Here is a 24416-nt window from a genome sequence, read left to right as displayed (position 1 = left end):
GTTTCATGCCCCTGACGATCCTCGTTGCTGAGGATGATGTCGGAACTCGACTCTCGATCAGCGACTACCTTGAATGTTCTGGTTATTCCGTGGTCTCGGCTGAGAATGGGGCTGATGCGATCGCACTGCTTGACACGCATCAACCCCATCTCATCGTGACCGATGTTTCGATGCCTTTAATTGATGGCTACGAGTTAGTTCGCCACGTCCGTCGCCGTCCCGCTTTGCGGCTTTTGCCGATCGTGTTCCTCACAGGACGGACTGAGACAACGGAGCGAGTGAAAGGGTATCAGCTTGGCTGTGATGTTTATCTTGCCAAACCGTTTGAATTGTCTGAATTAGGTGCGGTCGTGCGAAATTTACTCGATCGCACTCAGATGATCGAAACAGAATGGCGATCGCGGCAAGGCTTTGAAGCTTCGGGTGAGATTGGAGAAAAACCGATCGCAGATATCGATATTGCTTTAACCGATCGTGAGAAACAGGTTTTAGCGCTCTTGAGTGATGGGCTATCGAATATTCAAATCGGCAATCATTTACATCTGAGTGCGCGAACTGTTGAGAAGCATGTCAGTAGTTTGCTGAGAAAAACTGAAACGAGTAATCGAGCAGAACTCGTTCGATTTGCGATGGAACATCATTTGGTCGTTTAGAGGATGTTTGAACAGTAATCGTTGAGACGCATTCACCCGCCCCGGAATGAATTCCAGGGCTAACCGTGCGAAGTGGGTTGAAACCCACTGAAGAAGGTGTTTTCATTGGCTGTTAGTCCCAGAGCGGACTTCGCACCACTAGTCCCGAATTCATTCCGGGGCGGGATGGAAACGTGAGCGAAGAGTCTTTTGCATCCTCTTAGAACATCTCTCAACAGTCGATCTCTCTATCCAAAGCGTTATCCTCAAATTTCACAGCAATTCGCCTGCTTTATCCACAAAGCTTTTAATCTTGTCATCAATCTCGCGCAAATAGATTAGCCACACTTTCTGAATTGGCTGTGTCAACGTTTGTACCAAAGCAGAAAGCTCTCCAATTTCTCGCAGTCCGGTTGTTGTTTGAATATGAATGCCACGATCGTATAACGTATACCCTCGACTCACTGCGATTCTCAATCCGCAGTAAGTCGATGAATCAAATCCCGCTTGCGTTGTCCAATATCGAGCCTTTTCTAGCAGTAAATCTCGATCGCTTTCTTCTAATTGGGAAATATCCAAAGATTTCAGCAAATCTCGATCGAGAAATCGCCGGGATAAATCCGCCAAAACAGGATCACTATGCGATCGCCACTGCTGAAAATGATAGAGAAAAGCTCCATCATCTCCGGCTAAATACTGGTCTAATTCGATTTGATTACCGTCTTGATTCAGCCAAGCTCGAACATTTTGATCGGCTTCTAGATTGCCAAGCTTCAACTGATATCGAGCTTGCTGAAATGTTTTGAGTAAAACCCAAGTCGCAGCAATATTTTTACGATGGTTATAAACCTGAGAATACATAAAATAGCGCACGATCAAATAATGCTCGATCGCTGCCATTCCCTTTTTCGCAACCACTAACTGCTGAGTGACCGGATCGTAGCGCATCGCCATCAAAATGCGATCGAGATCAATATGTCCATAAGATGCGCCCGTAAAGTAACTATCTCGCATCAAATAATCTAAGCGATCGCAATCTAACTGACTTGAAACCAACTGCCAAACCAATGGCAATGGATATTTCTTCAAGAAAACGGCTTCAAGTTGATCAATCAAATCTGGCGAGAACCGATCGAGCAATTGCCGAATTGGCTCTGACTCCCGCAAAATCCGCCGCGTCCAAAGCTCATGATCACTGCCAAAAATCTCTTCTGCCGTATGGCTAAACGCCGCATGTCCAATATCATGCAGCAATGCCGCACAGAGTACGATCGTGCGATGCGGAAGCAATTGCGGATAATCCCGTGCAATCCGATCAAATGCCCGTCTCGCGACCGCTAACACGCCCAAAGAATGCGTAAACCGCGATCCTTCCGCGCCATGAAACGTCAAACTGGCAGGACCCAACTGCCGAATCCGCCGCAATCGTTGGAATGCAGGCGTATCGATCAATTGAATCAACAATGCCTCAGTCGGATCGCTTTGATCGAGCGCGATCGCGCCATGTAACGGATCGTGATAAACGCGCTCAACCATGACTATTGAAAACTAATTCACTCACTACTTCGCCCCAGCTACGAGCGAATCCGAAAACGCCGCGATCGCAGCTTGATATTGGCGATCCGCTTCTGTTCCAATCTGCTCCAGCGTAAACGTTTGGTCGATCGGTACAACTCGATCGGGCTGAATCCCCAACCGATTAATATCCGTGTGATTTGGCGTTTCGTACTTGGCAACGGTGACAGCTAAGCCCGATCCATCTGACAAATCAAACAACGATTGAATCAACCCTTTGCCGAATGTTTTCTCTCCGATAATCGTTGCTCGTGCGTTATCTTGCAGTGCTCCTGCTAAAATCTCGCTGGCACTTGCCGTACCTTGATTGACCAAAACAACAAGCGGATCATGCGTCAAGGCTTTCCCAGTCGCTTCAAAACTTCCTAATGTCCCTTGGCGATTGACCGTGTAAACGATCGCGCCTTCATCCAGCCATAATCGCGCAATCTCAATTCCAGCATTCAACAATCCACCTGGATTATTCCGCAAATCGAGAATATAGTGATCGGCTCCATTTTTCTCTAATGACGCGATCGCATGTCCCAGTTCCATCGCTGCGTTCGCATTAAACTGGCTCAACCGCAAATATCCAACCTTCAATCCATTCGGCTGCGATCGCAATTCAGCCACAACCGGATTTAATTCCACACGAGCGCGCACCAAATCAAATTCGCGTTCTTCGGTTTCTCTCTTGACTGTCAGCATCACATGACTTCCGATCGTCCCGCGCATTTTCTCTGCCGCTTCATCGAGACTCAAGCCTTCGGTGGTCACGCCATCAATTTCAAGAATGCTATCTCCCGCCAAAATCCCCGCTTTTGCCGCAGGCGATCCGCTGATCGGCGAAATCACCTTCAATCGCTTCGTCTCCATATCCAGCGCGATCTGCAAACCCACGCCTGTCAATTCACCTGACGTACTCGTTTGCAAACTGCGATACTGATCGGGCTTGAGCAATCGGGTAAACGGATCGTCAAGCACTGCCAACATTTGGCTAATCACTCCATACGTCGCCTCTCGATTCGGCAAAGATTGCTTGAGATATTTTTCTCTCAGCGCCCACCAGTTTTTATGATTAAAAGTTGGATCGACATATCCGCGATCGATAATCCGCCAAACCTCGTTGATTAACTTTTGTTCTTCCGTCAGTGCCAGTGCTGGAGCCGCAAGAAACAGGAGCGCCGCCGCGATCGACAACCCAACAATCGTAAGAGAGCGAACCCAAATGAATCGTTTTTCCATAGCGATCGTGATAGTAGCGCCAAATATTGCGTCAATCGGTGTCCCAATTCAAGCATGATTCACTCTGCCAGAAATCGAACGTTCCGATAAAAAATTCTCAGAATGAAATTATTCTTCATGAAGACTTATAAAAGCCTAACATCCCAAAAAGCCGTAAAACCCCTGACGAATTGACTCTTTCCGCGATGAAATGAAGCGTTCTCATATGTTACATTTTTTATGAACAGCAATCATTTTTTAGGAACGCTTGCTTTATGGCAAATGTGTATGACTGGTTCGATGAGCGCCTAGAAGTCGGTGCGCTCGCCGAAGACGTAACCAGCAAGTACGTGCCTCCCCACGTCAACATCTTCTATTGCTTGGGCGGCATTACTCTGGTGTGCTTTTTGATCCAGTTCGCAACTGGATTTGCAATGACCTTTTACTACAAGCCCACCGTTGCCGAAGCATTCACTTCTGTTCAGTACATCATGAACGAAGTCAATTTCGGTTGGCTGATTCGCTCCATCCACCGTTGGTCTGCCAGCATGATGGTGCTGATGATGATTCTTCACGTGTTCCGCGTTTATTTGACTGGTGGCTTCAAAAAGCCCCGCGAATTGACCTGGGTAACGGGCGTTATCTTGGCTGTGATCACCGTTTCTTTCGGTGTGACGGGCTATTCCTTGCCTTGGGATCAAGTCGGCTACTGGGCGGTGAAAATCGTATCCGGTGTGCCTGAAGCGATTCCAGTTGTGGGAACCCTGATTGCAGACTTGCTGCGCGGTGGTGCAAGTGTTGGTCAATCGACCCTGACTCGCTACTACAGTGCTCATACCTTTGTCTTACCTTGGTTGATCGCCGTCTTTATGCTGGCGCACTTCCTGATGATTCGGAAGCAAGGAATTTCCGGTCCGTTGTAATGAATTTTAGATTTTGGATTTTGGATTCAACCGTAAGATGAAATCAAAGTCTAAATTCTGTCTCTGCTGATCTCTAGAACTAGGAGAGCCTCCGTTAAATGGCAACGATTAAGAAGCCGGATCTTAGCGATCCTCAATTGCGCGCTAAGTTGGCGAAAGGCATGGGTCACAACTATTATGGTGAACCTGCTTGGCCCAACGATTTGCTTTACATTTTCCCGGTCGTAATTTTAGGTACGATCGCGCTTTGTGTCGGTTTGGCAGTGCTTGACCCTTCAATGAATGGTGAGCCTGCAAATCCCTTTGCAACTCCGCTGGAAATTCTGCCTGAGTGGTATCTGTATCCTGTTTTCAACATTCTGCGCCTCGTGCCGAACAAGCTCTTGGGTGTGGTCTTGATGGGATCTGTGCCTTTAGGTTTGATTGCCGTTCCGTTCATCGAAAACGTCAACAAATTCCAAAACCCCTTCCGTCGTCCTGTGGCGATGGCAGTGTTCTTGTTTGGAACCTTTGTGACCATGTGGCTTGGAATTGGTGCAATTATGCCCGTCAGCCAAGGTTTGACGCTCGGTTTGTTCTAAATTGAATTTTGAACCAAAATTTAATGCCTGCTAGATCGCTTGGAGAGGTTCAAGCGATCTAGCAGGCATTCTCTTTGTGATTGATAGAATCAATTCATGGATTTGGAGCATTTCTGATGACTCAAGCGACCACTTCGTACAGCGGAGCTACCGCACAAGAACAGCGTCTTTACACACCAGAAGAGTATCTTGATCTAGAAACAAACGCTGAATTTAGAAGCGAATACGATAACGGAGTGATTACCCCAACGACAGGTGGAACTGCAAATCACAATCGCATCTGTCGGAATCTCTGTACTGCTTTAACAATCGGGTTAAGAGGACAGAGGTTTGAAGTATTTATTTCAGATTTGAAAGTTTGGGTTCCAACTTCCCAAAAGTTTCGATATCCAGACATTATGGTGACTGCTGGAGAACCAGAATACTATCAGAATCGCAAAACAACGGTTACAAATCCACAGATTATTATTGAAGTCTTATCGGAATCTACAGAAGAATTTGATCGAGAAGATAAGTTCAGACTTTATCAATCGATTCCGTCTTTTCAGGAATATCTCTTGATTGATCAAAGCCAGATCGCGATCGATCATTTCTACAAAACCCAACCGAAACACTGGCAAATTGATCAGTTTGACGATCAAGACACTGAAATTAAACTGAAATCAATTGATGTCACCTTGTCGATTGCTGAAATTTACGACAAAGTGACACTTTGAAAGGATGATACAGTGAGCAAAAAGGTTTGAAATCCATGGATGCAGCTCAACTGATTCCGATTTTTGCAACTGCGATCGCGACTTCTACTCCGCTTGTTTTTGCTTGCCTGGGCGAAACGATCGGAGAACGAGCGGGAGTGATCAATCTCTCGGCTGAAGGCACGATTTTAATGGGTGCAATGACCGGATTTGCGATGGCGAAAACGCTCGAAGACGCGGGTACAATTCCCAGTTTGATCGCAGGCTTTACAGGAGCGGCATGTGTTGGAGCCGCTATCGCATTCATTGTTGCGTTTGGAGCGTTGACGCTGAAACAGTCTCAAGTTGCGATCGGGTTTGTGTTGGCACTGTTAGGAGCGAGCTTATCGTCATTTTTGGGGAATCCGTTTGTGCGAATTCCAGGACCGACTGTTCCCAGTTTTAGAATTCCATTGCTGCAAGATATTCCCTTGATTGGGCAGCTTTTCTTTCAGAGTGATTGGCTCGTTTATTTGAGCTATTTCGCGATCGCGTTTGCCTGGATCTACTTCTATCGGACTCGTGCCGGATTGATGCTGAGAGCGATCGGAGAACAGCCGAATGCTGCCTTCGCTAGAGGTACAAATGTTGTTTTGATGCGCTACATCTATACTTTGGTGGGCGGTGCATTCATGGGCATTGCAGGAGCAGCATTCTCGCTGAATTTCAAAGCGGGTTGGAGCCAGTTACATACTGCTGGATATGGTTGGGTTGCTTTGGCGATCGTCATTTTTGGTGGTTGGAATCCTTTAAGAGTGGCGATTAGCTGCTACCTGTTTGGCATTTTGCAATCTCTAGCTGGGGTCGCTCAAAGTACAATTCCTGATGTTCCGACGCAAGTGTTCACTGTTGCGCCATTTTTGCTGATGATTGTGCTGTTGGTTTTGACTTCGAGCGAATGGGTGGAAAGAGTGTTGAAAGCTCTACCTTCACCTCTCGATCGCACAGCTTCGGAATTGATTCGGAGTACTCCACCTGCTGCATTGGGGAAAGTATTTGAGCAGGATTAAGCGATAGTTTAGCTCTGCTCACAACAGCCGTTGAGCAGAGCTAAACTGAGCAGAGCTAGCCAACTTGAACGATTAAGGTTGCTTAAGGTGATTTCATTCAACAACAGCTTTGTGGACTACAGCAATCACCGCTTTCGGTCGTCACGTTATAGTTCAATCCTTTCGTTTGCTTTGGATCACGAATCATGTCTTTTGTACAAGGAAAGGGCGGTGCTGAATCTAATGGGACTTCTTCATAAGGTGCGATCGCAATAATATCGGCATGATAAGCCCCTTTTGGATTGGTATAGATATGGAAAGTCTTATCACAGACTGCCATGCGTTCTCCACGCTGTAGCGTATGTCCATCGTCATCTTGTACCGCTTTCCAAGGGCCACGATAGATTACCGCTTGATTGCGGTCTAAACATTCACCTTCTTTCCCTTTGAAAGCTTGAACTGTCAGCGATCGAAATTCCACACCATCAATCACTTGCCAAGGCTCACTCTGCCTTGCCAAAATCTCAATGCCATAGAATCCAGTCTGCTCAAACATTTGGAGAAACTCATTCTCTCGAAAGGCTCCAGCAATACAGCCGCTCCACAATTCAGGATCATTTAGAATCTTGGCTGTCGGAGCTTCATCACAAACAATGTCAGAGATTACAGCTCGTCCCCCGCGTTTGAGAACCCGAAAGATCTCCTGAAACAATTGTTTTTTATCTTGAGGACGTACCAGATTCAAAACACAATTGGAAATGACAACATCAACGCTATCGGTTGAAATCAGCGGTTGAGATTGGCGTAAGCGATCGCATTCTGCTTCAAATGCTGCAATTTGCCCGACCGAAGTAATGGGTGTCTTTTCCAGCCAAGCTTGAACTAAGTCTAAGTTCAATGCTAGATCCTGAATTTTACCTTTCACGAATTCCACATTCTGATAGCCAAGCTTCTCGCTCATCGGTGCAAGATATTTGCGCGACAAGCTGAGCATTTCATCATTAAAATCAACGCCAATGACTCGCCCATTTTCACCAACTTTCTGCGCCAAAATATAGCAATTTTTGCCAGCCCCAGATCCCAAGTCAACCACGACTTCGCCTGCATTCACATAGCGCGTTGGATCTCCACAGCCGTAGTCTTTCTCGATAATTTCTTGTGGCAAAATCTCTAAATAGCGACTCTCATAGCCATCGGTCGGACAACAGAGCGCAGCTTCAGGCTGTCGTGCTCCGGCTTCATAGCGCTCTAAGACCGCTTGCTCGACATCGTATGCGAGAGGATTAACTGTAGTGTCGGTCATACTGATTCTTGTTTCAAGATATCAATCCAGTGTAATCAGTTCGCAAGCAAGTACGATCGCAGAAATTCGAGAGCACAAGCATTTTCATAAACGTTCGTGATGCAAAATTTAAGAGTTCAAGTCCTGCCAATCTTTGGTCAAAACTTCGCCCCATTTTGCTGCTAGTTTGACATTGGTAAACGGTACTTCGATCGCTCGATCGCCCAAGTTAAACCCCAACACAATCTGCTTGCCTTTTTCAGGGGGTGCTGCCATATCGACCGTTTGCCCGTTTACCTGCAATTGAATACTTTTGACTGCTTTGAGTGAGAACGTTTCGATTTCTTGAATCTCTTTCCGAGAAGCCTTGCCGAAAATCAGCGTATCGCCTTGCTGTCCTAAAACGGAATAAATATCATACTTCGCCCGTTGAAACGGGTCTGCCCAGCGTCGATACGTTTCTAGAGTTTGATATTCATTCCATCCGGCATACGCCAAGCCGATGAATACCGCAAGTAAAGGAAACCATAACAGTCCGTGAATCATAACGTAAACGCACGATCGACACCCTTCATCCTGCCACAGCTTTACTACTCTTTACGATTTTGTCTCCCCAAGGGCGGATTTGATTCGCTATCGTTGGATCGCAAGCACGATTTCTAAGTATGAAAAAACTCCTGATCATCGCCCTATTTCTGGTTGGATTGGGGTGGACAATTGCACAGTTTCCTGGGTTGGCAATGCAAGGAAATTACGATCAGATTGTTCTCGATTTTCGCGAAGATATTGCAGATACAGCAATTCAGCAGCAGCTTAACGCGATCGCACAAACTTATAAGGTTCGTCCTCAATTCAATAGCCAGTTCTCTAAACCAGAACATCTCTACATCGTTAAAGGTGATAAATCACTGCTAGATGCTTTGAGAAAATCTGATCTGAAACGCTATACCGAAGCGATCGAGCCAGATTATATCTATCGCATCCCAGACGGCGAATCTCGCAAATTGGTCGGTTCAACCTCAGAGCCAAATGCAAGTCAGGCTCCAAACGATCCGATGTACAGCAAACAGTGGAATATGCATAACATCGGAATTGAGCAAGCTTGGATTGAGACAAAAGGGCGCGGTGTAACGGTTGCCGTGATTGATACCGGAGTATCAAAAGTTCCTGATTTAGAAAAAACGAATTTTGTCAAAGGCTTCGATTTCGTCAACGATCAAGAAAATGCCGCAGATGATAACGGGCATGGAACTCACGTAGCAGGCACGATCGCACAATCGACCAATAACAATTTTGGCGTGGCTGGAATTGCTTACGAAGCCAATATTATGCCGCTCAAAGTTCTCAGTTCTTTTGGAGGCGGAACGGTTGCAGACATTGCCGAAGCAATTCGATTTGCCGCAGATAACAAAGCAGATGTGATTAACCTCAGTTTAGGTGGAGGCGGTGAAAGCGTAGTGATGCGAGATGCGATCGACTATGCCCACAGTAAAGGGGTCGTCGTCATCGCTGCTGCCGGAAACTCGAATCGTAATGCAGCCGATTATCCAGCGCGATATCCCCATGCGATCGCAGTTGCCGCTCTCGATGCTTCGGGAGCCAAAGCCCCCTATTCTAACTTTGGTGCAGGCGTTGATATTGCGGCTCCAGGTGGCTCAACTGAGCAAGGCGAATCGGGTGGCATTCTGCAAAATACACTCAATCCAGAAACAGGAGAATCTGTCTTTGCGGCTTTCCAAGGCACAAGTATGGCCGCTCCTCATGCAGCAGGCGTAGCAGCCTTGATCAAAGCAGCAGGTGTAGACAATCCAGATGAAGTCTTAGCAGTTCTGAAGCAATCTGCACGCAAAGTAGAATCCGATGATCTCAATCATTACGGAGCCGGAAAATTAGATGCGGCGGCGGCTGTGAAGCTGGCACTACACGGCAAAATTACCTTTAACGATTTCTTCCGATGGTTGCGAGATAATGGCTATCTCAATCCGCGATTCTGGATTGATGGGGGCGTAGTTGCGCTGTTGCCTAAAATTGCGATGGTGCTTGGATCTTATCTACTTGCCTGGTTCCTGCGGGTCTATTTCCCTTTCAACTGGAGTTGGGCAATGGGTTCAGGTTTAGTCGCGGGTAGCTCTGGTTTGTTCTTGCTCAAAGGCTTCTATTTATTTGACTTGCCGCAATTTCCGTTCCGGATTTTGGGAAGTTCGCTTCCAGAGTTAGGCAGTGCTGTTCAAGGTAGTGCAGCACTAAACCCGATTTCTGCCAGTGTGCTGATTCCATTTCTGCTGCTTGCGCTATTGTTAGGTCATTCCTGGGGGAAACCGTTCGCGATCGGAGCAACGATCGGTGTTGCGGCTTGCTTAGGAATTAGCGCGATCGTCGATCCGCAAGTCATGTGGCTTGGTGACGGATGGATTGGACGTGCTTATTTGAGCATCAATGCACTGCTCTGTTTTGGCTTAGCTCGCTTAGCGTTGAAACCGAAGGATCGATGGGTATGACAGTCACAGGTGTGATTCAGCGAAAAGGATTTGGAACCGGAACTTGGGCGATCGATGCCGAAGACGGGAAAACCTACGAATTGCATAAACCGCCGAAAGACTTGCAAAAAGCAGGTCTGAAAGTCAAAGTTGACGGCGAGATTCGCGATGATGTGATGAGTTTTGCAATGGTCGGACAGATTCTCGAAGTGAAAACGTTTGAATTGCTCTAAAACACAGCTTGAAATACGTTTCAACGACGCGCAGCATCCAAAAAACTTGAGATGCTGTGCGATTTGAGAGGATGCTTTAAAGGTATAAAAAGCCTCTTCGCTCGCCTTGCTATCCCGCAATGTAATTCAGGGCTACCAAAACGAAGTCCCCTAAACTGGACTAACCAGAGGCTTGAGCAATGCAGTCCTTTTAAAGGACTTCGCACAGTTAGCCCTGGAATTCCATTCCGGGGCGGGCGAATGCGTCTCAACGACTACCTTTTAAACATCCTCTAAGCGTAACTAAACCATCCCCTAAGCGTAGCCGAAATCTAACTAATTCGATTCCGCCAAAATCGCTTGCAATCGGCTGCGAAACTCTCCTTTGGGATGCCCTCCTTTGACTTCACCCAAAATCTTAAATTCCGCTTCTGGTGAATCACAAATAATGTAAGTCGGCCATCCCATATCCGCCTTATCCGGATATTGCGCCAACAAAATCTTGCGATACATCCGATAAGTCGCGGTATCCTGCATTTTCACATCCACAAAGCTTAAGCCCAATTCTTCCACCACTTTCTGGTCATAGAACGACATTTTGTGGCAAATTCCGCAATCTTCAGACGAGAACTTAATTACAGCACGAGTCATATTGAAATCATCATTTTGAATACAGTTTCTAGGGTAAAAGATCCTGCGTTCCGAAGGGCAGAAACGTAAACCTGTGTAAATCTGCGATCGAGAATCAATCCGCTTTGCTGCACGTTCCCGAAAGCGGTGATAATAAAAGTTAACAAACTTTGCAAAAAACTCGTCTTATGTCATCGCTACTTCGTCGATTGCCTCCTTTGGCTGCGTTGTGCCTCGGTGGAGGAGCCATCATCACAATCATCGGATTTACCGCCTACGCGCTCAATTATGCAGCGCTCAACATGATTGGCTTCTTCTATGGAATTCCGTTACTCCTAGGCGGCGTAGCGCTCAAAATTACTGAACTTCGCCCCGTGCCTCTGACGATTCCCACAACTTCCGAAGTAGAAGCACTCAAAGCGACCCAAGCGACCGACACTCAGAAGCAAATTTTTGATGACCTGACTCGGTATCGCTATGGGCAAGAAGCACATTTAGACAGCGCTTTGAAATTTTTGGGTCTTGCTCCGACCGATGACGATCGACCCACAATCATTGGCATCCGCGAAGAGAATATCGACGGAGCCTACGCCATGATTCTCGAATTCGATTCGCCCTTTATTACCCTGGAAATGTGGCAGAAAAAGATTGAAAAAATGACTTCATTCTTCGGCCCAAATGTCCGCGTTGATGTGACTCAACCCGCAAACGAACGAGTAGATTTATCCATCATTGCTGTCCCCGCAGTCACAGCACCTGTTTAGAATCTAGACAGCATCAACACCAAAAAAGCCGCCTAAAATTTAGGCGGCTTTTCAATATCCTCAGATTTCGATCTATGCCGAAACAGGATAAACGCTCACTTTCGTGCGGCTCTTGCCCAAGCGCTCAAATTTCACTTCACCTTCGATCAATGCGAACAGGGTATCATCGCTACCGCGTCCGACATTGTTACCTGGATGCACTTTGGTTCCGCGCTGACGAACCAAGATGTTTCCAGCCAAAACCTTCTGACCACCGTAACGCTTCACGCCTAAGCGCTGAGCGTTAGAATCGCGTCCGTTTCTTGTACTTCCTGTACCTTTCTTATGAGCCATGATTTCCTCTGAAATTCGTGCTTGTATTGACTAGACTAACCGCGCGGCTGATCTTTGGTATCAATTGCGGTTCCACCGACCGTGATCGAATCGATCATGATGCGGGTGAGTTCTTGACGATGACCGCGTTTTTTGCGGGTTTTCTTTTTCGGTTTCATCTTGTAGACGAGAACTTTACGTCCGCGCATGTGACGCAAAATCGTTGCCTGAACGGTTGCTCCTTCTACAACGGGTGCACCGATGCTAACTTCGCCTGCGTTATTCACATACAAGACACGATCGATTTCGAGCTGCGAGTCTACATCTCCGACGAGACGGTTCACATCATAAAAACGACTCGGTTCAACCCGAATTTGCTGTCCTGCGATTTCGATAATTGCGTGAGCCATGAGTTTATCCTGATAAGCGCCGTACAGGTCGCGATCGTCGAGAATCGCAGTTGCCAATACCTGATCCGAGCATGAATTAATAGCCAGTTAACTAGTATGCAAAATGTAACACGTTTATGTCAAGCGACATTTTTGGCATTTGCGAGATAAACTCTAAGAAATAGCAGCGTTTTGGCAAGATATGGCGGAGATCGTTCGGCAAAGTGAGGTTCTGAATCAGACTGTCCTCGATCGCGGTTCGATGCAAGAGCTAGGACAGATCGAAGTGCTTTGGATGTATCCGAAAGTGCATCGGGTGCTTGGGTTTATTTGTAAGTCGGGTTGGCTTGGCAGTAAGAAAACGGCGTTTAATCTCGATCAGTTGGACACGATCGGCAGTAACGGCGTTTTGGTCAATTCTGCGCCTGTTGAAACCGATGCCGAGAAAGTGAAGAAGCTCGAATCGCTGGTTGGCTCCGAAGTTTGGACAGATCGAGGCGATCAGGTCGGTCGAATTGTGGATTATTTATTCGATCTCGAAACGGGCGAGATTCAACATTATCTCTATGTATCGGATGGGTGGGGCGGCATTGTCGGCAGCGTTTATCTGTTGCCAGCAAACTATATTCTGCGATTTGGCAATCAGCGGGTGCTTGTGCCTCAAGAGTCGGTCGAATCGTTTGCAGTGTATCGAGGTGGCGTTCAGGAGAAATTCTCAAAGGTGAAAGATCGCCTGAAAGAAGAGCGATCGCAAGTCACTCAACAAGTCAGCCAAGAAGTAAAATCGCTAGCTGAACTGGCACGTGAAAAAGCGCGTCGATTAAAAGAAAAAGCGCTATCAGTTGCCGAACAGACCTATGAATTTGTCGAAGAAATTGCCTTGGAAGAAACCGAGCCGTATACTGCACCTTCTTCTGATCCTGATCCCTGGGACGATTGGGAAATGGAACCATCCAAGAAGCCAGAAGTTAAAACAAAACCAGAAGTGAAAGCGCCTCAACCTCAATCTCAACCTCAATCTCAGCGATCGCAGTCCTCCACTTCAGATGTTTGGGACGATGATGACTGGACATAAATTAGGAAGATGAAATGGGAAGAGAGTCGCTCTCGTCTGTGTCCCGCCCCGGAATAGAATTCCAGGGCTAACCGTGCGAACTGGGTTGAAACCCACTGAAGAAAGCGTTTTCATTGGCTGTTAGTCCCGGAGCGGACTTCGCACCGCTAGCCCCGAATTCATTCCGGGGCGGGTGAGCAACGAAGCGAGAGAACTTGCCGAGCAGATGCCGAGCAGATGTTGAATTACGCCCATCTACTGAATCATCACAATTAGTCATCACAAAATGAGTGAGATACCAAAACGAGTTCTAATCGGTGTGGGTGGCGGAATCGCAGCTTACAAAGTCTGTCATGTGGTTTCAGCCCTAGCTAAAGAGCAAATTGAGGTGCGCGTGATTCTCACCGATTCGGCTCAAGCCTTTGTCACACCTCTGACGTTTGCAACGTTGAGCCGCAATCCTGCTTACACCGATCAAATGTTTTGGGATGCGTCAAGTCCTCGTCCGTTGCATATCGAATTAGGCGAATGGGCAGATCTGTTTCTGATCGCACCTTTGACGGCAAATACACTAGCAAAGTTAACCTATGGACTTGCAGACAATTTACTCACGAATACAGTTCTCGCTTCAACCTGTCCGATATTGCTCGCTCCTGCGATGAATACCGACATGTGGGAACAGCGATCGACTCAACGTAATTGGCGCGAACTGTTGTCTGACACACGCTATCACTCTGCTGCTCCCGGAGAAGGAATTCTCGCGTGCGATCGTGTCGGCACGGGACGCATGGCAGAGCCAGAAGAATTACTGCTACAAATTCGATCGCTCTTACAAACTCACGATCGCGATTTAACAGGCAAACAGATTCTCGTCAGTGCAGGCGGAACGCGAGAACACTTTGATCCAGTGCGATTTATCGGCAATCCTTCAACTGGAAAAATGGGAATTGCGATCGCACAAGCAGCATTACACAGAGGCGCAGAAGTGACCCTCGTCCACGCGCCAATCGACTCGCATTTACTCGCTCCCCTCCGCTCGATTCAGTGCATTCCGGTCACGACTTCACAAGACATGCAGCAAGCGATGAAACAGAACTTTAGCAGTGCAGATTATATTGTTATGTCTGCTGCGGTCGGGGATGTCAAACCTAATTTTTACAGCGATGCTAAGTTGCCGAAAAGTCAATTACCAGAGACGTTAGACCTCGTTCCCATTCCTGACATTCTGGCAGAGCTATCAACCTTGAAACGCCCGAATCAACACTTGATTGGATTTGCCGCGCAAACCGGAGATTTTGTGACTCCTGCACTCGAAAAACTGCACCGTAAAAACTTAGATGTCATCGTTGCAAATCCGATTGATCAGCCCAATAGTGGATTTGGAAGCGAGACGAATCAAGCGGTGTTCATCGATCGCACTGGACGACAAGTTGCGATTCCACCCTGTACAAAACTAGAACTTGCACACCAACTCTTCGACTTTATCCATCAGCGAATTTCCTGCCAATCTGGGCAATCTGAACTGTCTAGCCAGCCATAGGGATGAAATCCGCAGACTAATGCAGTGCGGCTCTCGCGGCTATAGCCGTAGGCAACCCCGTGATAATTTGCACAGCCTCGGCAAGCTCTTGGGCGAGACGGTTCTACATCACTAAATCCCTGTTGCGATCGCAGAATTTGGCGATTACTCTGCTGGCGATGCCAATTCACATAGTCAGCCTTACGCAACAAGTAGTCAATTCGTCGAAGCGGGCTTCTAGCTGCATCCATCGATTTAGAGTTCCGGGAAAGGATAAGAGGATCGGAATCGAAGCGAATAGTTTTAGCGTAATCGAAACCAAGGCGATCGGTGCTCATCCCTACGTCTCATTTTTGGCATCAGGGAAATGTTTGCCAGACTTTAATTGTATTGTCAGAACTGCCGCTGGCAAACCATTGACCATCACTACTCATCGCGATCGCATTTACAGAATGAGAATGATCCGTCAGAGTGCAAATTAGATCACCAGTATTAAGATTCCACAATTTCACGGTTTTATCGTTGCTACCGCTAATGAGCGTCTTACTATCGGGCGTAATTGCGACCGAGTTAATGATGTCCGAATGCCCGGTTAAAGTTTGCACCACTTGCCCAGTATTGGGTTCCCAAATTTTAATCGTTTTATCTTTGCTGGCGCTGACTAAATGTTTGCCGTCTGAACTGATCACAATCGAGGTGATCGAATTTTGATGTCCTGCTAATTCTCTGACAGGTTGCCCTGTGATCAGATTCCATAGTTTGACGAGATTGTTCAATCCACCACTTGCCAAAATTTGCCCATTCGGACTAATTGCTACGGTTTTCACCATGCCAGACAAGCCTGTAAAACTGTGAATCATTTCACCTGTATTCATTCGCCAGATGCCAATCGAGCGATCTTCGCTACCACTGGCAAAAAAGCTCCCATCCGGGCTGACTGCGATCGAGTTCACATCGCGCAAATGACCTTGGAGCGATCGAATCATTTCTCCAGTGGGCAGTCGCCACATTTTAATCGAGTCGTCATCGCTCGCGCTAATTAACGTTCGCCCATCAGGACTAAAAGCCAGTGAATTAATCGAGTTTTTGTGCCCGGTTAGAGTTCCTAAGCGTTCGCCCGTGGTTAAATCCCAGAGCATAATGCGATCGTCTAAGCTGCCACTGACAAGCGTGCGACGATCAGGACTGATGGCAAGCGATACGACCCATGAGGTGTGACCTGTCAGCGTGTAGAAGCATTTTCTTGGCTGAGGTTTCGGAATCCCAGAGTGTCGCGTCGCGCTGAGAGGCAGAGACGGCGGGGGCGGGGGTGTTGAAACTCTTTGCGGTGCAGATAAGGGAGATGGGAGGTCAGCAGGCGGTTGAGTTGCAGGATACGCGATCGCCGAAAGATGAATGCTTCTGCCACGGCTGGGGATTGAAGTCTGAGGAGCCGCACCGACCGCAGGTTTTGAGAGTGCCATGCGTAAATCGTGCATAACTTCATCAGCAGTTTGGTACCGTTCGCTGACTAAATCCTTCAACATGCGATCGAGAATCTGTCCAATATTTTCACTAATACCGCCGCCATGACTGGCTAAGCGTTCACGCCACAACCATTTACCCGAAAGCGGATCATGCAGGTCTTCAGGTCGCACTTGCGTCAATAGATAGAGACAAGTTGCACCTAAGCTGTAGAGATCACTCGCTGGATAAGCTTTGCCATTACGAAGTTGTTCGATCGGCGCATACCCCTCTGTGCCAATTTTAGTTCCAGGCTTGCTGGCATTCTCTTCTGAGAGCACCTTCGCAATTCCAAAATCAATTAAAACGAGCCGCCCGTCAATGTTGCGACGAATAATATTGGCAGGGGTAATATCGCGGTGGATCACATTGCGATCGTGAACGAACTTCAACAGCGGTAAGAGCCGTACCAGCACCTCGCGAATCTTCTGTTCGCTGAAAGGACCATTTTTGTTCAATTCTTGAGAGAGCGTTGATCCTTCAATAAATTGCTGAACGAGGTATAAGCGTTGGTCTTGCTCAAAATATGCCAGCAGAGTTGGAATATGCGGATGTTCGCCCAGTTCATGCAGGCGAACCGCTTCTTGCTCAAATAATTGAATCGCTTTCTCTAGTCCTTTTGTGCCCTTCAGTTGCGGGGAAAATTGTTTAATGACGCAGCGAGTTCCAAGACGATCGTCATCTGCTGCCAAAAATGTTTTCCCAAATCCCCCTTGCCCCAGGGGTTCGAGAATGCGATAGCGCCCTCTGAGGCGGTCGATTAATGTTGTACCGCAAGTTTGGCAGGAGTCTAGTCCATCTGGATTTTGAGGCTGGGGGCAATCCGGGTTAATACAGTACGTCATACTCAGAGAAGGGCGAGGATCGTCATCTTTAGATTGATCTTTTCTGCCTGATTTTGAACAAGCGTTTGTAAATTTTGCTGAAATGAATAATTCAATTACCGTAACCGTGAAACTTTTTGCGGCATATCAGGATGCGTATGGCGTACCCGAACTCTCATTGGAAATCCCGACTGGGCAAACGGTGGAGCAGATTTGCGATCGCTTAATCCTGGAGCATCCAGAACTTTCTGCATTCAAAGAAATTACTCGGTTCGGTGTAAACCTGCAATTTGTCGAACCGGACACCGTTGTGCAAAATGGTGACGAAATTGTCTTGATCCCGCCTGTGAGCGGCGGTTGAGCTATACCCGATAAAATTTGTCGGGTATGTTTGACTCCGTATTTTTGCCGTGCTACGATTTCAAACGAAATCACAGTCAAACGATAAAAAGCTTGCAGTTAGGGAGTTTCGAGAGATGACCGCAACGTATTCTAAAACCCGTTCCAGCCAATCTGCGTTTGAAGCACTGAAGTGTAAAGAGTGTGGCGCAGAATATGAACCGAAAGCGACTCACGTTTGTGAATTGTGCTTTGGCCCGTTGGAAGTGAAGTACGACTACGATTGGCTCCGCAAAACGGTCACTCGTGAAACGATCGAAGCAGGCCCGAACTCGATTTGGCGGTATCGTCAGTTCTTGCCTGTCGAAACTGACAATGTGATTGATGTCGGAACCGGAATGACTCCCCTGGTTCAAGCAAATCGTTTGGCACGTCGGTTAGGTCTGAAAAAGCTGTTTATCAAGAATGATGCGGTTAATATGCCGACGCTCAGCTTTAAGGATCGCGTCGTTTCAGTAGCATTGAGCCGCGCGCGCGAATTGGGCTTTACGACGGTTTCCTGTGCAAGTACTGGCAATTTGGCAAATTCAACAGCAGCGATCGCGGCTCACGCAGGTTTAGATTGCTGTGTATTCATTCCTTCTGACTTAGAAGCGGGTAAAGTTCTTGGAACTTTAATCTACAACCCAACCCTGATGGCAGTTCATGGCAACTACGACCAAGTGAATCGTCTCTGCTCTGAAGTGGCAAACACTCACGGCTGGGGCTTCGTCAATATCAACTTGCGTCCTTATTACTCAGAAGGGTCGAAGACCTTGGGCTACGAAGTGATCGAGCAACTCGGCTGGCAATTGCCGGATCATATTGTGGCTCCGCTCGCTTCTGGCTCGTTGTTCACCAAGATCTACAAAGGCTTCAACGAATTCGTCGAAGTGGGATTGGTCGAAGAAAAAGCAGTGCGGTTTAGTGGTGCACAAGCTGAAGGCTGTTCTCCGATCGCAAAAGCATTCCAAGAAGGCAGAGACTTCATTTCTCCGGTTAAGCCAAACACGATCGCAAAATCGATCGCAATTGGAAATCCGGCAGATGGCGTTTATGCCGTTGACATTGCTCGGAAGACCAATGGAAATATCGAATCGGTCACCGACGCGGAAATTGTAGATGGCATCAAACTCTTGGCTGAAACTGAAGGCATTTTCACAGAAACCGCAGGTGGAACCACGATCGCAGTTCTGAAGAAATTGGTTGAAGCCGGTAAGATCAATCCTGATGAAACAACTGTGGTTTACATCACGGGTAACGGCTTGAAGACGCAAGAAGCGGTTCAAGGTTACGTCGGTGAACCCTTAACGATCGAGCCGAAGCTGGAAAGCTTTGAGCGTGCTTTAGAAAGATCTCGCACCCTCGATCGCTTAGAGTGGCAACAAGTTTTGGTTTAATTAATTTCTGTTCTTTTTACGCATTTTCTGAACTATGGCTGTCAAAGTCCTCATTCCCACCCCTTTGCAAAAACTTACCAACGATCAAGCGACTGTTGAATGCAGTGCCGATACGATCAGTGGATTGCTAGAATCGCTCGAATCGAGCTGTCCGGGCATCAAAGCTCGTCTCGTAGACGAACAAGGCAAGCTTCGCCGCTTCGTCAACTTCTATGTCAACAGCGAAGATATTCGCTTTCTCGATAACGAGAATACGGCACTGAAAGATGGTGATGAAGTCAGCATCATTCCGGCGATCGCTGGCGGCTAAATCAATTTCAATTCAACTCGCTCTCAATGAGGGCGAGTTTTTTTTTGCGTAAAATTTCTCGCGTTTTCTACGAACATAAAAATCCTGGGCAAGATTACGGATTGAAACCCTGAGGAAATCCGTAGATTGATGAGCATCATTGAGTTCTTCTCCAATCATGTCTCAACGTTTGCGCGATCGTCTGCTTGTCGGTTTATTGCTGAGCTTCATTTCGTTTCCTGCAATCGCAGGAGAGCCGGAAGCACCTGAAGCAACAGAATTAGATCAGGTCACTTCTGTTTCTCAGTTAACCGATGTTCAGCCGACCGATTGGGCATTTCAGGCATTGCAGTCTCTAGTCGAGCGCTATGGTTGTATTGCAGGCTATCCTGACAAAACCTTTCGCGGCAATCGCGCCCTGACTCGGTACGAATTTGCAGCAGGCTTGAATGCTTGTCTTGATCGTGTGAATGAACTGATTGCGCCTAGCACCGCTGATTTGGTCAAGCAGGAAGACTTAGAGAAACTGAAAACGCTGCAAACTCAATTCTCATCGGAGTTAACTGCACTTCGAGGTAAGGTTGACACTCTAGAAGCACGCACTGCAAAGCTCGAATCTCAACAGTTTTCGACCACGACCAAAATGAATGGATTTTCGGTCATTGGCGTACAGGGAAGGACACCCAATCGGGGCGATCGTAATCCCAGAGATGGGCAACGGGATACCGATGATCCAGGAACGAATTTTAATGTCATCACAAACAACTATCTGTCTTTCACCACGCAGTTCAGCCCGCGCGATTTTCTCTACTTCGCATTCTGGCAACAAAATGGAAGTGGCGATCCTCGGCTCACCAATGATGCTCGAGTCGGCTATGACGCTGGTGGATTCCCCCTCTATATCAGTGACTTAAAATATCACTTTATGGTCACGGACAAATTGGTCGGGATGGTTGGAACAGAAGGCATTTACAGCAGTTTGGCATTTCGAGGACCTAATCGAGCTGAAGGAGCATTTACAGGCCCGGTTTCTTACTTTGCTCAGCGTAATCCGATCTTGAATATTGGCTTTGGTCGAGGTGGCGTTGCTTTTGATTGGCAATTTGCCAAGCGGGCAAGTTTGCAGGCTATTTACTCCACCAATATTCCTGGATTCTTCCCTAACTCAATTGGCGGCAAAGGACACAATACAGCAGGTGTCCAGCTTGCTGTGACTCCGACCGATCAAGTCGATGTTGCCCTGTACTACATCAACAACTATTCTCCGAATGGTCAGTTGCTTAGTTTTGTGGGGGATGCTCAACTGACAGCGATCGATCCGGTACGCGGAAGTTCTGCTCCTACTCAAACCAATGCATTTGGGGGAACGGTAAACTGGCAAATTAATCCGCGGCTAAATCTGGGAGGATGGTTTGGCTATACCAACTCTTACATTCCGGGCGAATCGGGCCGAGTTGAGACGACGAATTACATGGTCTACTTGAATTTCCTGGATCTGTTTGGCAAAGGAAATCTGGGAGGTCTGTATGTGGGACAGCCACCGAAAATTACGCGGAGTAGCTTACCCATCGGGAGTAATATTCCGGATTCACTCAATACTGGATTGGGTCGCTCAGGTGGACAACCTGGAACGACGACACACGTTGAAGCGTTCTACCGCTGGCAGCTGAATAACAATATCAGTGTGACCCCTGGACTGATTTGGATCATTCAACCTAGACATACACCAGATAGCGATTCGTTTGTGACAGGGGTTGTCCGGACAACTTTCGCATTCTAGGTTTATCAGTTCTTCACAAGAAAATCAGTAGAAGTGCTCAACGCGATCGACTAGGGAGAAGGACTAGGGTGTGAGCATCCATTTTTCACGCTGATTATGTCTTCTTCACTCTTGCGTTCGATTGTTCTTTTGAGTTTTGCAGGTGCGATGGTCAATCCGGCAGTGGCTGAGACGGCTCCTGAAGTCCAGCAACCTGTTACTGAGAATCAGCAGGTTGTCGTGCAGAAAGAAGCTCCAAAGCAGGATCAGCCCGTTCTCGTGTCACAATCCGATGCGGAAAAACCCGTTGCTCAAAAGATCCAAACCAGAGTGCCATTGAGCAGCCGGATTTTCTCGGCTCCTTCCATGCAGCAATAGCATTGTCAATTACAATTTTTCTCTGTGAGGATATTTTATAGAGAGATGTAAGCGCTACATCTCTCTATTTGTTTGTTGAAATGCGATACCACAAGTTGTAGTATGGTGAGATTTCCTAAAATCACGTTGCTATGACTCAGAAGAAGCCTCACCCACTGCAACGGTTGTTTAACTACGATCGCATTTACCGTTCTCAAGCACTACAAGCGAGTCTCAACTCTGTTCTCAATAAGGCATTTGACCTTGCGCCTCCTTATCTGATTGGGATTGCAGTGGATATCGTCGTTAAGCGGGATCAATCTTGGATTGCTCAACTTGGGGTGAAAAGCATTCCAGGACAGTTAACGGTCATTTCATTTCTGACCTTATTGATTTGGGGGTTAGAATCCCTGTTTGAATATTTCTACGATCGACAATGGCGAGATCTCGCCCAAACCATGCAGCATGATTTGCGGCTCGATGCCTATCAGCATTTGCAAGAGTTAGAGCTAAGCTTTTTTGAAACTGAGACAACAGGCAATTTACTTGCCATTCTCAATGACGATATCAATCAGCTTGAGCGCTTTCTCGATAGTGGTGCCAATCAGATTCTGCAATTCTTCACGACTGTATTGCTCGTCGGTGGAACGTTCATTGCCTTTGCACCTTCGGTTTCATGGCTGGCAATGTTGCCGATTCCATTCATTATTTGGGGCACGTTGGTGTTTCAGAAAATGCTTGCCCCTCGCTATGCCGATGTGCGACAGAAGTCAGGCTTGATCAATGCCAGATTGGCAAATAACTTGTCAGGGATTGCAACGATTAAAAGCTTTACGGCTGAGGATTATGAACTCGAACGAGTTGGCATTGAGAGTGAAGCGTATCGCCGCAGTAATCGAAACGCGATCGCACTTTCTGCTGCATTCGTGCCGTTGATTCGATTTGTGATTCTGGTTGGATTTACTGCAACCTTGTTTCTCGGCGGATTGGAAGCAGCAAATGGTCGGCTATCGGTTGGAACATATGGATTTATGGTGTTCATTATCCAACGGTTGTTGTGGCCCTTTACGCAATTGGGACAGACCTTGGATCAATATCAGCGAGCGATGGCATCGATTAACCGCGTCATGAATTTGCTCGATACACCGATCGCAATTCCCACTGGAAATCGAGCTTTTCCGACCCATCAAGTTCGAGGCGAAGTGGAGATTCGAGACATTACTTTTGCATACCCAGATCGCACGCCTGCCTTGACGAATCTTTCTCTGCATCTTCCGGCGGGACAGACGATTGGCATTGTCGGCGCGACGGGTTCAGGGAAAAGCACCTTAGTCAAATTGCTGCTGCGATTTTATGAAATTCAGCAAGGGCAAATTCTGATTGATGGAATTGATATTCGAGAGCTGCAACTCCGGGATCTGAGACGCTGTATTGGTTGGGTTAGTCAAGAGGTTTTCCTGTTTCATGGAACGGTGGCGGAAAACATTGCATATGGCAGTTTTGAGGCGAGTCGTGCAGAAATTATGCAAGCTGCGAAACTCGCTGAAGCGCATGAATTCATCGAAGCTTTACCCCAAGGGTATGACACGATCGTTGGAGAACGCGGTCAGAAATTATCGGGTGGGCAAAGACAAAGACTGGCGATCGCGCGTGCCATTCTGAAAGATCCACCTATCTTGATTTTGGATGAAGCAACCTCTGCAGTCGATAACGAGACTGAGGCAGCCATTCAGCGATCACTGGATACGATCACCCAACATCGCACGACGATTGCGATCGCGCATCGTCTCTCGACAATTCGACAGGCACACTGCATTTATGTAATGGAGTATGGGCGCATTGTGGAGCAAGGAACGCATGAAGAATTACTGGCTCATGATGGCGTTTATGCTGCCTTGTGGCGAGTTCAGTCGGGTATTCGCTCTTGAGCGGGACGGAGCTTCTCAATATTGGGTTTGAGGTGGGTGAGATCGATAAAGTGATCCGACACATGAATCAAGCTGTCACTGGTCATCGTCGGTAGGCTAACGACCTCGATTTTGACTCCGCGATAGGACACATGATCAACGGCATAGGTGAGGTCGCCTGTGCCGCTGAGCAAGATGATCGTGTCACAGTGCTGGGAAAGGGTGATCATATCCACCGCCATTTCAATGTTGAGATCCGCTTTTTTGGAGCCATCTGGGTGCTGAATTAGCTCTTTAGAGACAACCCGGAATCCGTTATGGCGCATCCATAAGAGAAATCGCTGTTGCTTTTCGTTCGCGCGATCGACTCCGGTGTAGAAATAGGCGCGAACTAGCGATCGATCTCCGGTTAGGCATTGTAAGAGGCGAGTATAGTCAATCTCCATGCCAAGCTGCATCGCTGCATAAAACAGGTTTGCACCATCAATCAGGATGACGACTCGTTCTTCTGGATCAGAGGGAATCAGTTGTTTGTATTGAGAAGTTTTGCCTAAAGAAGAATTTTCCGGAAAGGAGGAGTGAGACGGTCTGGGGACTAGCTGCATTGAAACCGCTCCTAAACGATAAGAACACTTTGATAACAGGGCAAAAACGACGAAATTTTAATAACTTAATACTTTCTTTAGATTTAACCTGATTTTTCTTGAAAATGCAGGTCTGGCT

26 protein-coding genes are annotated in these 24416 nt (G+C 47.3%); 16 read left to right on the top strand and 10 right to left on the bottom strand.

The window, feature by feature from the left end; translation table 11 throughout:
- Nucleotides 1-5 precede the first annotated feature (5 nt).
- On the top strand, nucleotides 6-653 hold the full coding sequence (locus tag LEPBO_RS0111630; protein WP_017287740.1) for a response regulator transcription factor: 648 nt from the start codon (nucleotides 6-8) through the stop codon (nucleotides 651-653).
- A 252-nt stretch (nucleotides 654-905) separates the two neighbouring features.
- Here LEPBO_RS0111630 and LEPBO_RS0111625 read toward each other — a convergent pair whose 3' ends face one another.
- Nucleotides 906-2168: an HD domain-containing protein gene (locus LEPBO_RS0111625; protein WP_017287739.1), complete on the bottom strand. Its 1263-nt coding sequence runs from the start codon at nucleotides 2166-2168 to the stop codon at nucleotides 906-908.
- 24 nt (nucleotides 2169-2192) lie between these two features.
- Nucleotides 2193-3431, bottom strand: a complete 1239-nt coding sequence (ctpA, locus tag LEPBO_RS0111620; protein ID WP_017287738.1) for a carboxyl-terminal processing protease CtpA — start codon at nucleotides 3429-3431, stop codon at nucleotides 2193-2195.
- Between the two features lie 254 nt (nucleotides 3432-3685).
- Here ctpA and petB point away from each other — a divergent pair, with 254 nt between their 5' ends.
- From petB to LEPBO_RS0111600, 4 genes are all read left to right on the top strand, one after another.
- Nucleotides 3686-4333, top strand: a complete 648-nt coding sequence (gene petB, locus LEPBO_RS0111615) for a cytochrome b6 (RefSeq protein ID WP_017287737.1) — start codon at nucleotides 3686-3688, stop codon at nucleotides 4331-4333.
- Nucleotides 4334-4431: 98 nt separating this feature from the next.
- A complete protein-coding gene (gene petD, locus LEPBO_RS0111610; protein ID WP_017287736.1) occupies nucleotides 4432-4914 on the top strand; it encodes a cytochrome b6-f complex subunit IV in 483 nt (160 codons plus the stop codon).
- Nucleotides 4915-5030: 116 nt separating this feature from the next.
- Nucleotides 5031-5630 (top strand): Uma2 family endonuclease, encoded by a 600-nt coding sequence (locus tag LEPBO_RS0111605; RefSeq protein ID WP_017287735.1) that lies wholly within the window; start codon nucleotides 5031-5033, stop codon nucleotides 5628-5630.
- A gap of 35 nt (nucleotides 5631-5665) precedes the next feature.
- Complete coding sequence (locus tag LEPBO_RS0111600; protein WP_017287734.1) at nucleotides 5666-6658, top strand: ABC transporter permease; 993 nt, start codon at nucleotides 5666-5668, stop codon at nucleotides 6656-6658.
- A 97-nt stretch (nucleotides 6659-6755) separates the two neighbouring features.
- Here LEPBO_RS0111600 and LEPBO_RS0111595 read toward each other — a convergent pair whose 3' ends face one another.
- On the bottom strand, nucleotides 6756-7940 hold the full coding sequence (locus LEPBO_RS0111595; protein WP_017287733.1) for a methyltransferase domain-containing protein: 1185 nt from the start codon (nucleotides 7938-7940) through the stop codon (nucleotides 6756-6758).
- Nucleotides 7941-8048: 108 nt separating this feature from the next.
- A complete protein-coding gene (locus tag LEPBO_RS0111590; protein WP_017287732.1) occupies nucleotides 8049-8465 on the bottom strand; it encodes a hypothetical protein in 417 nt (138 codons plus the stop codon).
- Nucleotides 8466-8584: 119 nt separating this feature from the next.
- Between LEPBO_RS0111590 and LEPBO_RS0111585 the strand changes: the two genes are divergently transcribed.
- Both LEPBO_RS0111585 and LEPBO_RS0111580 read left to right on the top strand, forming a co-directional pair.
- On the top strand, nucleotides 8585-10417 hold the full coding sequence (locus tag LEPBO_RS0111585) for a DUF5942 domain-containing protein (protein ID WP_017287731.1): 1833 nt from the start codon (nucleotides 8585-8587) through the stop codon (nucleotides 10415-10417).
- Nucleotides 10414-10629: a hypothetical protein gene (locus tag LEPBO_RS0111580; protein ID WP_017287730.1), complete on the top strand. Its 216-nt coding sequence runs from the start codon at nucleotides 10414-10416 to the stop codon at nucleotides 10627-10629. The genes LEPBO_RS0111585 and LEPBO_RS0111580 overlap by 4 nt, the downstream gene beginning before the upstream one ends.
- Before the next feature lie 315 nt (nucleotides 10630-10944).
- Here the strand turns inward: LEPBO_RS0111580 and LEPBO_RS0111575 are convergent, their stop codons facing one another.
- On the bottom strand, nucleotides 10945-11259 hold the full coding sequence (locus LEPBO_RS0111575; RefSeq protein ID WP_026148573.1) for a hypothetical protein: 315 nt from the start codon (nucleotides 11257-11259) through the stop codon (nucleotides 10945-10947).
- A gap of 167 nt (nucleotides 11260-11426) precedes the next feature.
- Here LEPBO_RS0111575 and LEPBO_RS0111570 point away from each other — a divergent pair, with 167 nt between their 5' ends.
- Nucleotides 11427-12002, top strand: a complete 576-nt coding sequence (locus tag LEPBO_RS0111570) for a DUF2854 domain-containing protein (protein ID WP_017287728.1) — start codon at nucleotides 11427-11429, stop codon at nucleotides 12000-12002.
- A 72-nt stretch (nucleotides 12003-12074) separates the two neighbouring features.
- Here LEPBO_RS0111570 and rpmA read toward each other — a convergent pair whose 3' ends face one another.
- Together rpmA and rplU are read right to left on the bottom strand one after the other, a co-directional pair.
- Nucleotides 12075-12335, bottom strand: a complete 261-nt coding sequence (rpmA, locus tag LEPBO_RS0111565; RefSeq protein ID WP_017287727.1) for a 50S ribosomal protein L27 — start codon at nucleotides 12333-12335, stop codon at nucleotides 12075-12077.
- Between the two features lie 35 nt (nucleotides 12336-12370).
- Entirely contained in the window at nucleotides 12371-12781 is a 411-nt protein-coding gene (rplU, locus tag LEPBO_RS0111560) for a 50S ribosomal protein L21 (protein WP_017287726.1), read from the bottom strand.
- Between the two features lie 124 nt (nucleotides 12782-12905).
- On the opposite strand from rplU, the gene LEPBO_RS0111555 reads away from it, so the two are divergent.
- Both LEPBO_RS0111555 and coaBC read left to right on the top strand, forming a co-directional pair.
- Nucleotides 12906-13778 (top strand): PRC-barrel domain-containing protein, encoded by an 873-nt coding sequence (locus LEPBO_RS0111555; RefSeq protein WP_017287725.1) that lies wholly within the window; start codon nucleotides 12906-12908, stop codon nucleotides 13776-13778.
- 265 nt (nucleotides 13779-14043) lie between these two features.
- Nucleotides 14044-15297: a bifunctional phosphopantothenoylcysteine decarboxylase/phosphopantothenate--cysteine ligase CoaBC gene (gene coaBC, locus LEPBO_RS0111550; protein ID WP_017287724.1), complete on the top strand. Its 1254-nt coding sequence runs from the start codon at nucleotides 14044-14046 to the stop codon at nucleotides 15295-15297.
- Here coaBC and LEPBO_RS0111545 read toward each other — a convergent pair.
- Nucleotides 15246-15527, bottom strand: coding sequence for a hypothetical protein (locus LEPBO_RS0111545; protein ID WP_197693272.1), 282 nt, complete (start codon nucleotides 15525-15527; stop codon nucleotides 15246-15248). The two genes, coaBC and LEPBO_RS0111545, sit on opposite strands and share 52 nt — an antisense overlap.
- A gap of 108 nt (nucleotides 15528-15635) precedes the next feature.
- Nucleotides 15636-17624, bottom strand: coding sequence for a serine/threonine-protein kinase (locus LEPBO_RS0111540; RefSeq protein WP_017287723.1), 1989 nt, complete (start codon nucleotides 17622-17624; stop codon nucleotides 15636-15638).
- Nucleotides 17625-17706: 82 nt separating this feature from the next.
- On the opposite strand from LEPBO_RS0111540, the gene LEPBO_RS0111535 reads away from it, so the two are divergent.
- From LEPBO_RS0111535 to LEPBO_RS0111505, 6 genes are all read left to right on the top strand, one after another.
- A complete protein-coding gene (locus LEPBO_RS0111535; RefSeq protein WP_017287722.1) occupies nucleotides 17707-17964 on the top strand; it encodes a MoaD/ThiS family protein in 258 nt (85 codons plus the stop codon).
- Between the two features lie 115 nt (nucleotides 17965-18079).
- Nucleotides 18080-19381, top strand: a complete 1302-nt coding sequence (gene thrC / locus LEPBO_RS0111530) for a threonine synthase (RefSeq protein WP_017287721.1) — start codon at nucleotides 18080-18082, stop codon at nucleotides 19379-19381.
- A gap of 34 nt (nucleotides 19382-19415) precedes the next feature.
- Entirely contained in the window at nucleotides 19416-19691 is a 276-nt protein-coding gene (locus LEPBO_RS0111525) for a MoaD/ThiS family protein (protein WP_017287720.1), read from the top strand.
- Nucleotides 19692-19848: 157 nt separating this feature from the next.
- Nucleotides 19849-21450: an iron uptake porin gene (locus tag LEPBO_RS0111515; RefSeq protein WP_017287719.1), complete on the top strand. Its 1602-nt coding sequence runs from the start codon at nucleotides 19849-19851 to the stop codon at nucleotides 21448-21450.
- A 96-nt stretch (nucleotides 21451-21546) separates the two neighbouring features.
- Nucleotides 21547-21807, top strand: coding sequence for a hypothetical protein (locus LEPBO_RS0111510; RefSeq protein WP_017287718.1), 261 nt, complete (start codon nucleotides 21547-21549; stop codon nucleotides 21805-21807).
- Nucleotides 21808-21938: 131 nt separating this feature from the next.
- A complete protein-coding gene (locus tag LEPBO_RS0111505) occupies nucleotides 21939-23714 on the top strand; it encodes an ABC transporter ATP-binding protein (RefSeq protein ID WP_017287717.1) in 1776 nt (591 codons plus the stop codon).
- Here LEPBO_RS0111505 and LEPBO_RS0111500 read toward each other — a convergent pair.
- Nucleotides 23693-24298 (bottom strand): LabA-like NYN domain-containing protein, encoded by a 606-nt coding sequence (locus LEPBO_RS0111500; protein ID WP_017287716.1) that lies wholly within the window; start codon nucleotides 24296-24298, stop codon nucleotides 23693-23695. The two genes, LEPBO_RS0111505 and LEPBO_RS0111500, sit on opposite strands and share 22 nt — an antisense overlap.
- Between the last annotated feature and the right edge of the window lie 118 nt (nucleotides 24299-24416).

The sequence above is a fragment of the Leptolyngbya boryana PCC 6306 genome (assembly GCF_000353285.1).
GTDB lineage: Bacteria > Cyanobacteriota > Cyanobacteriia > Leptolyngbyales > Leptolyngbyaceae > Leptolyngbya > Leptolyngbya boryana.
This window is presented reverse-complemented; position numbering and strand designations above follow the sequence as displayed.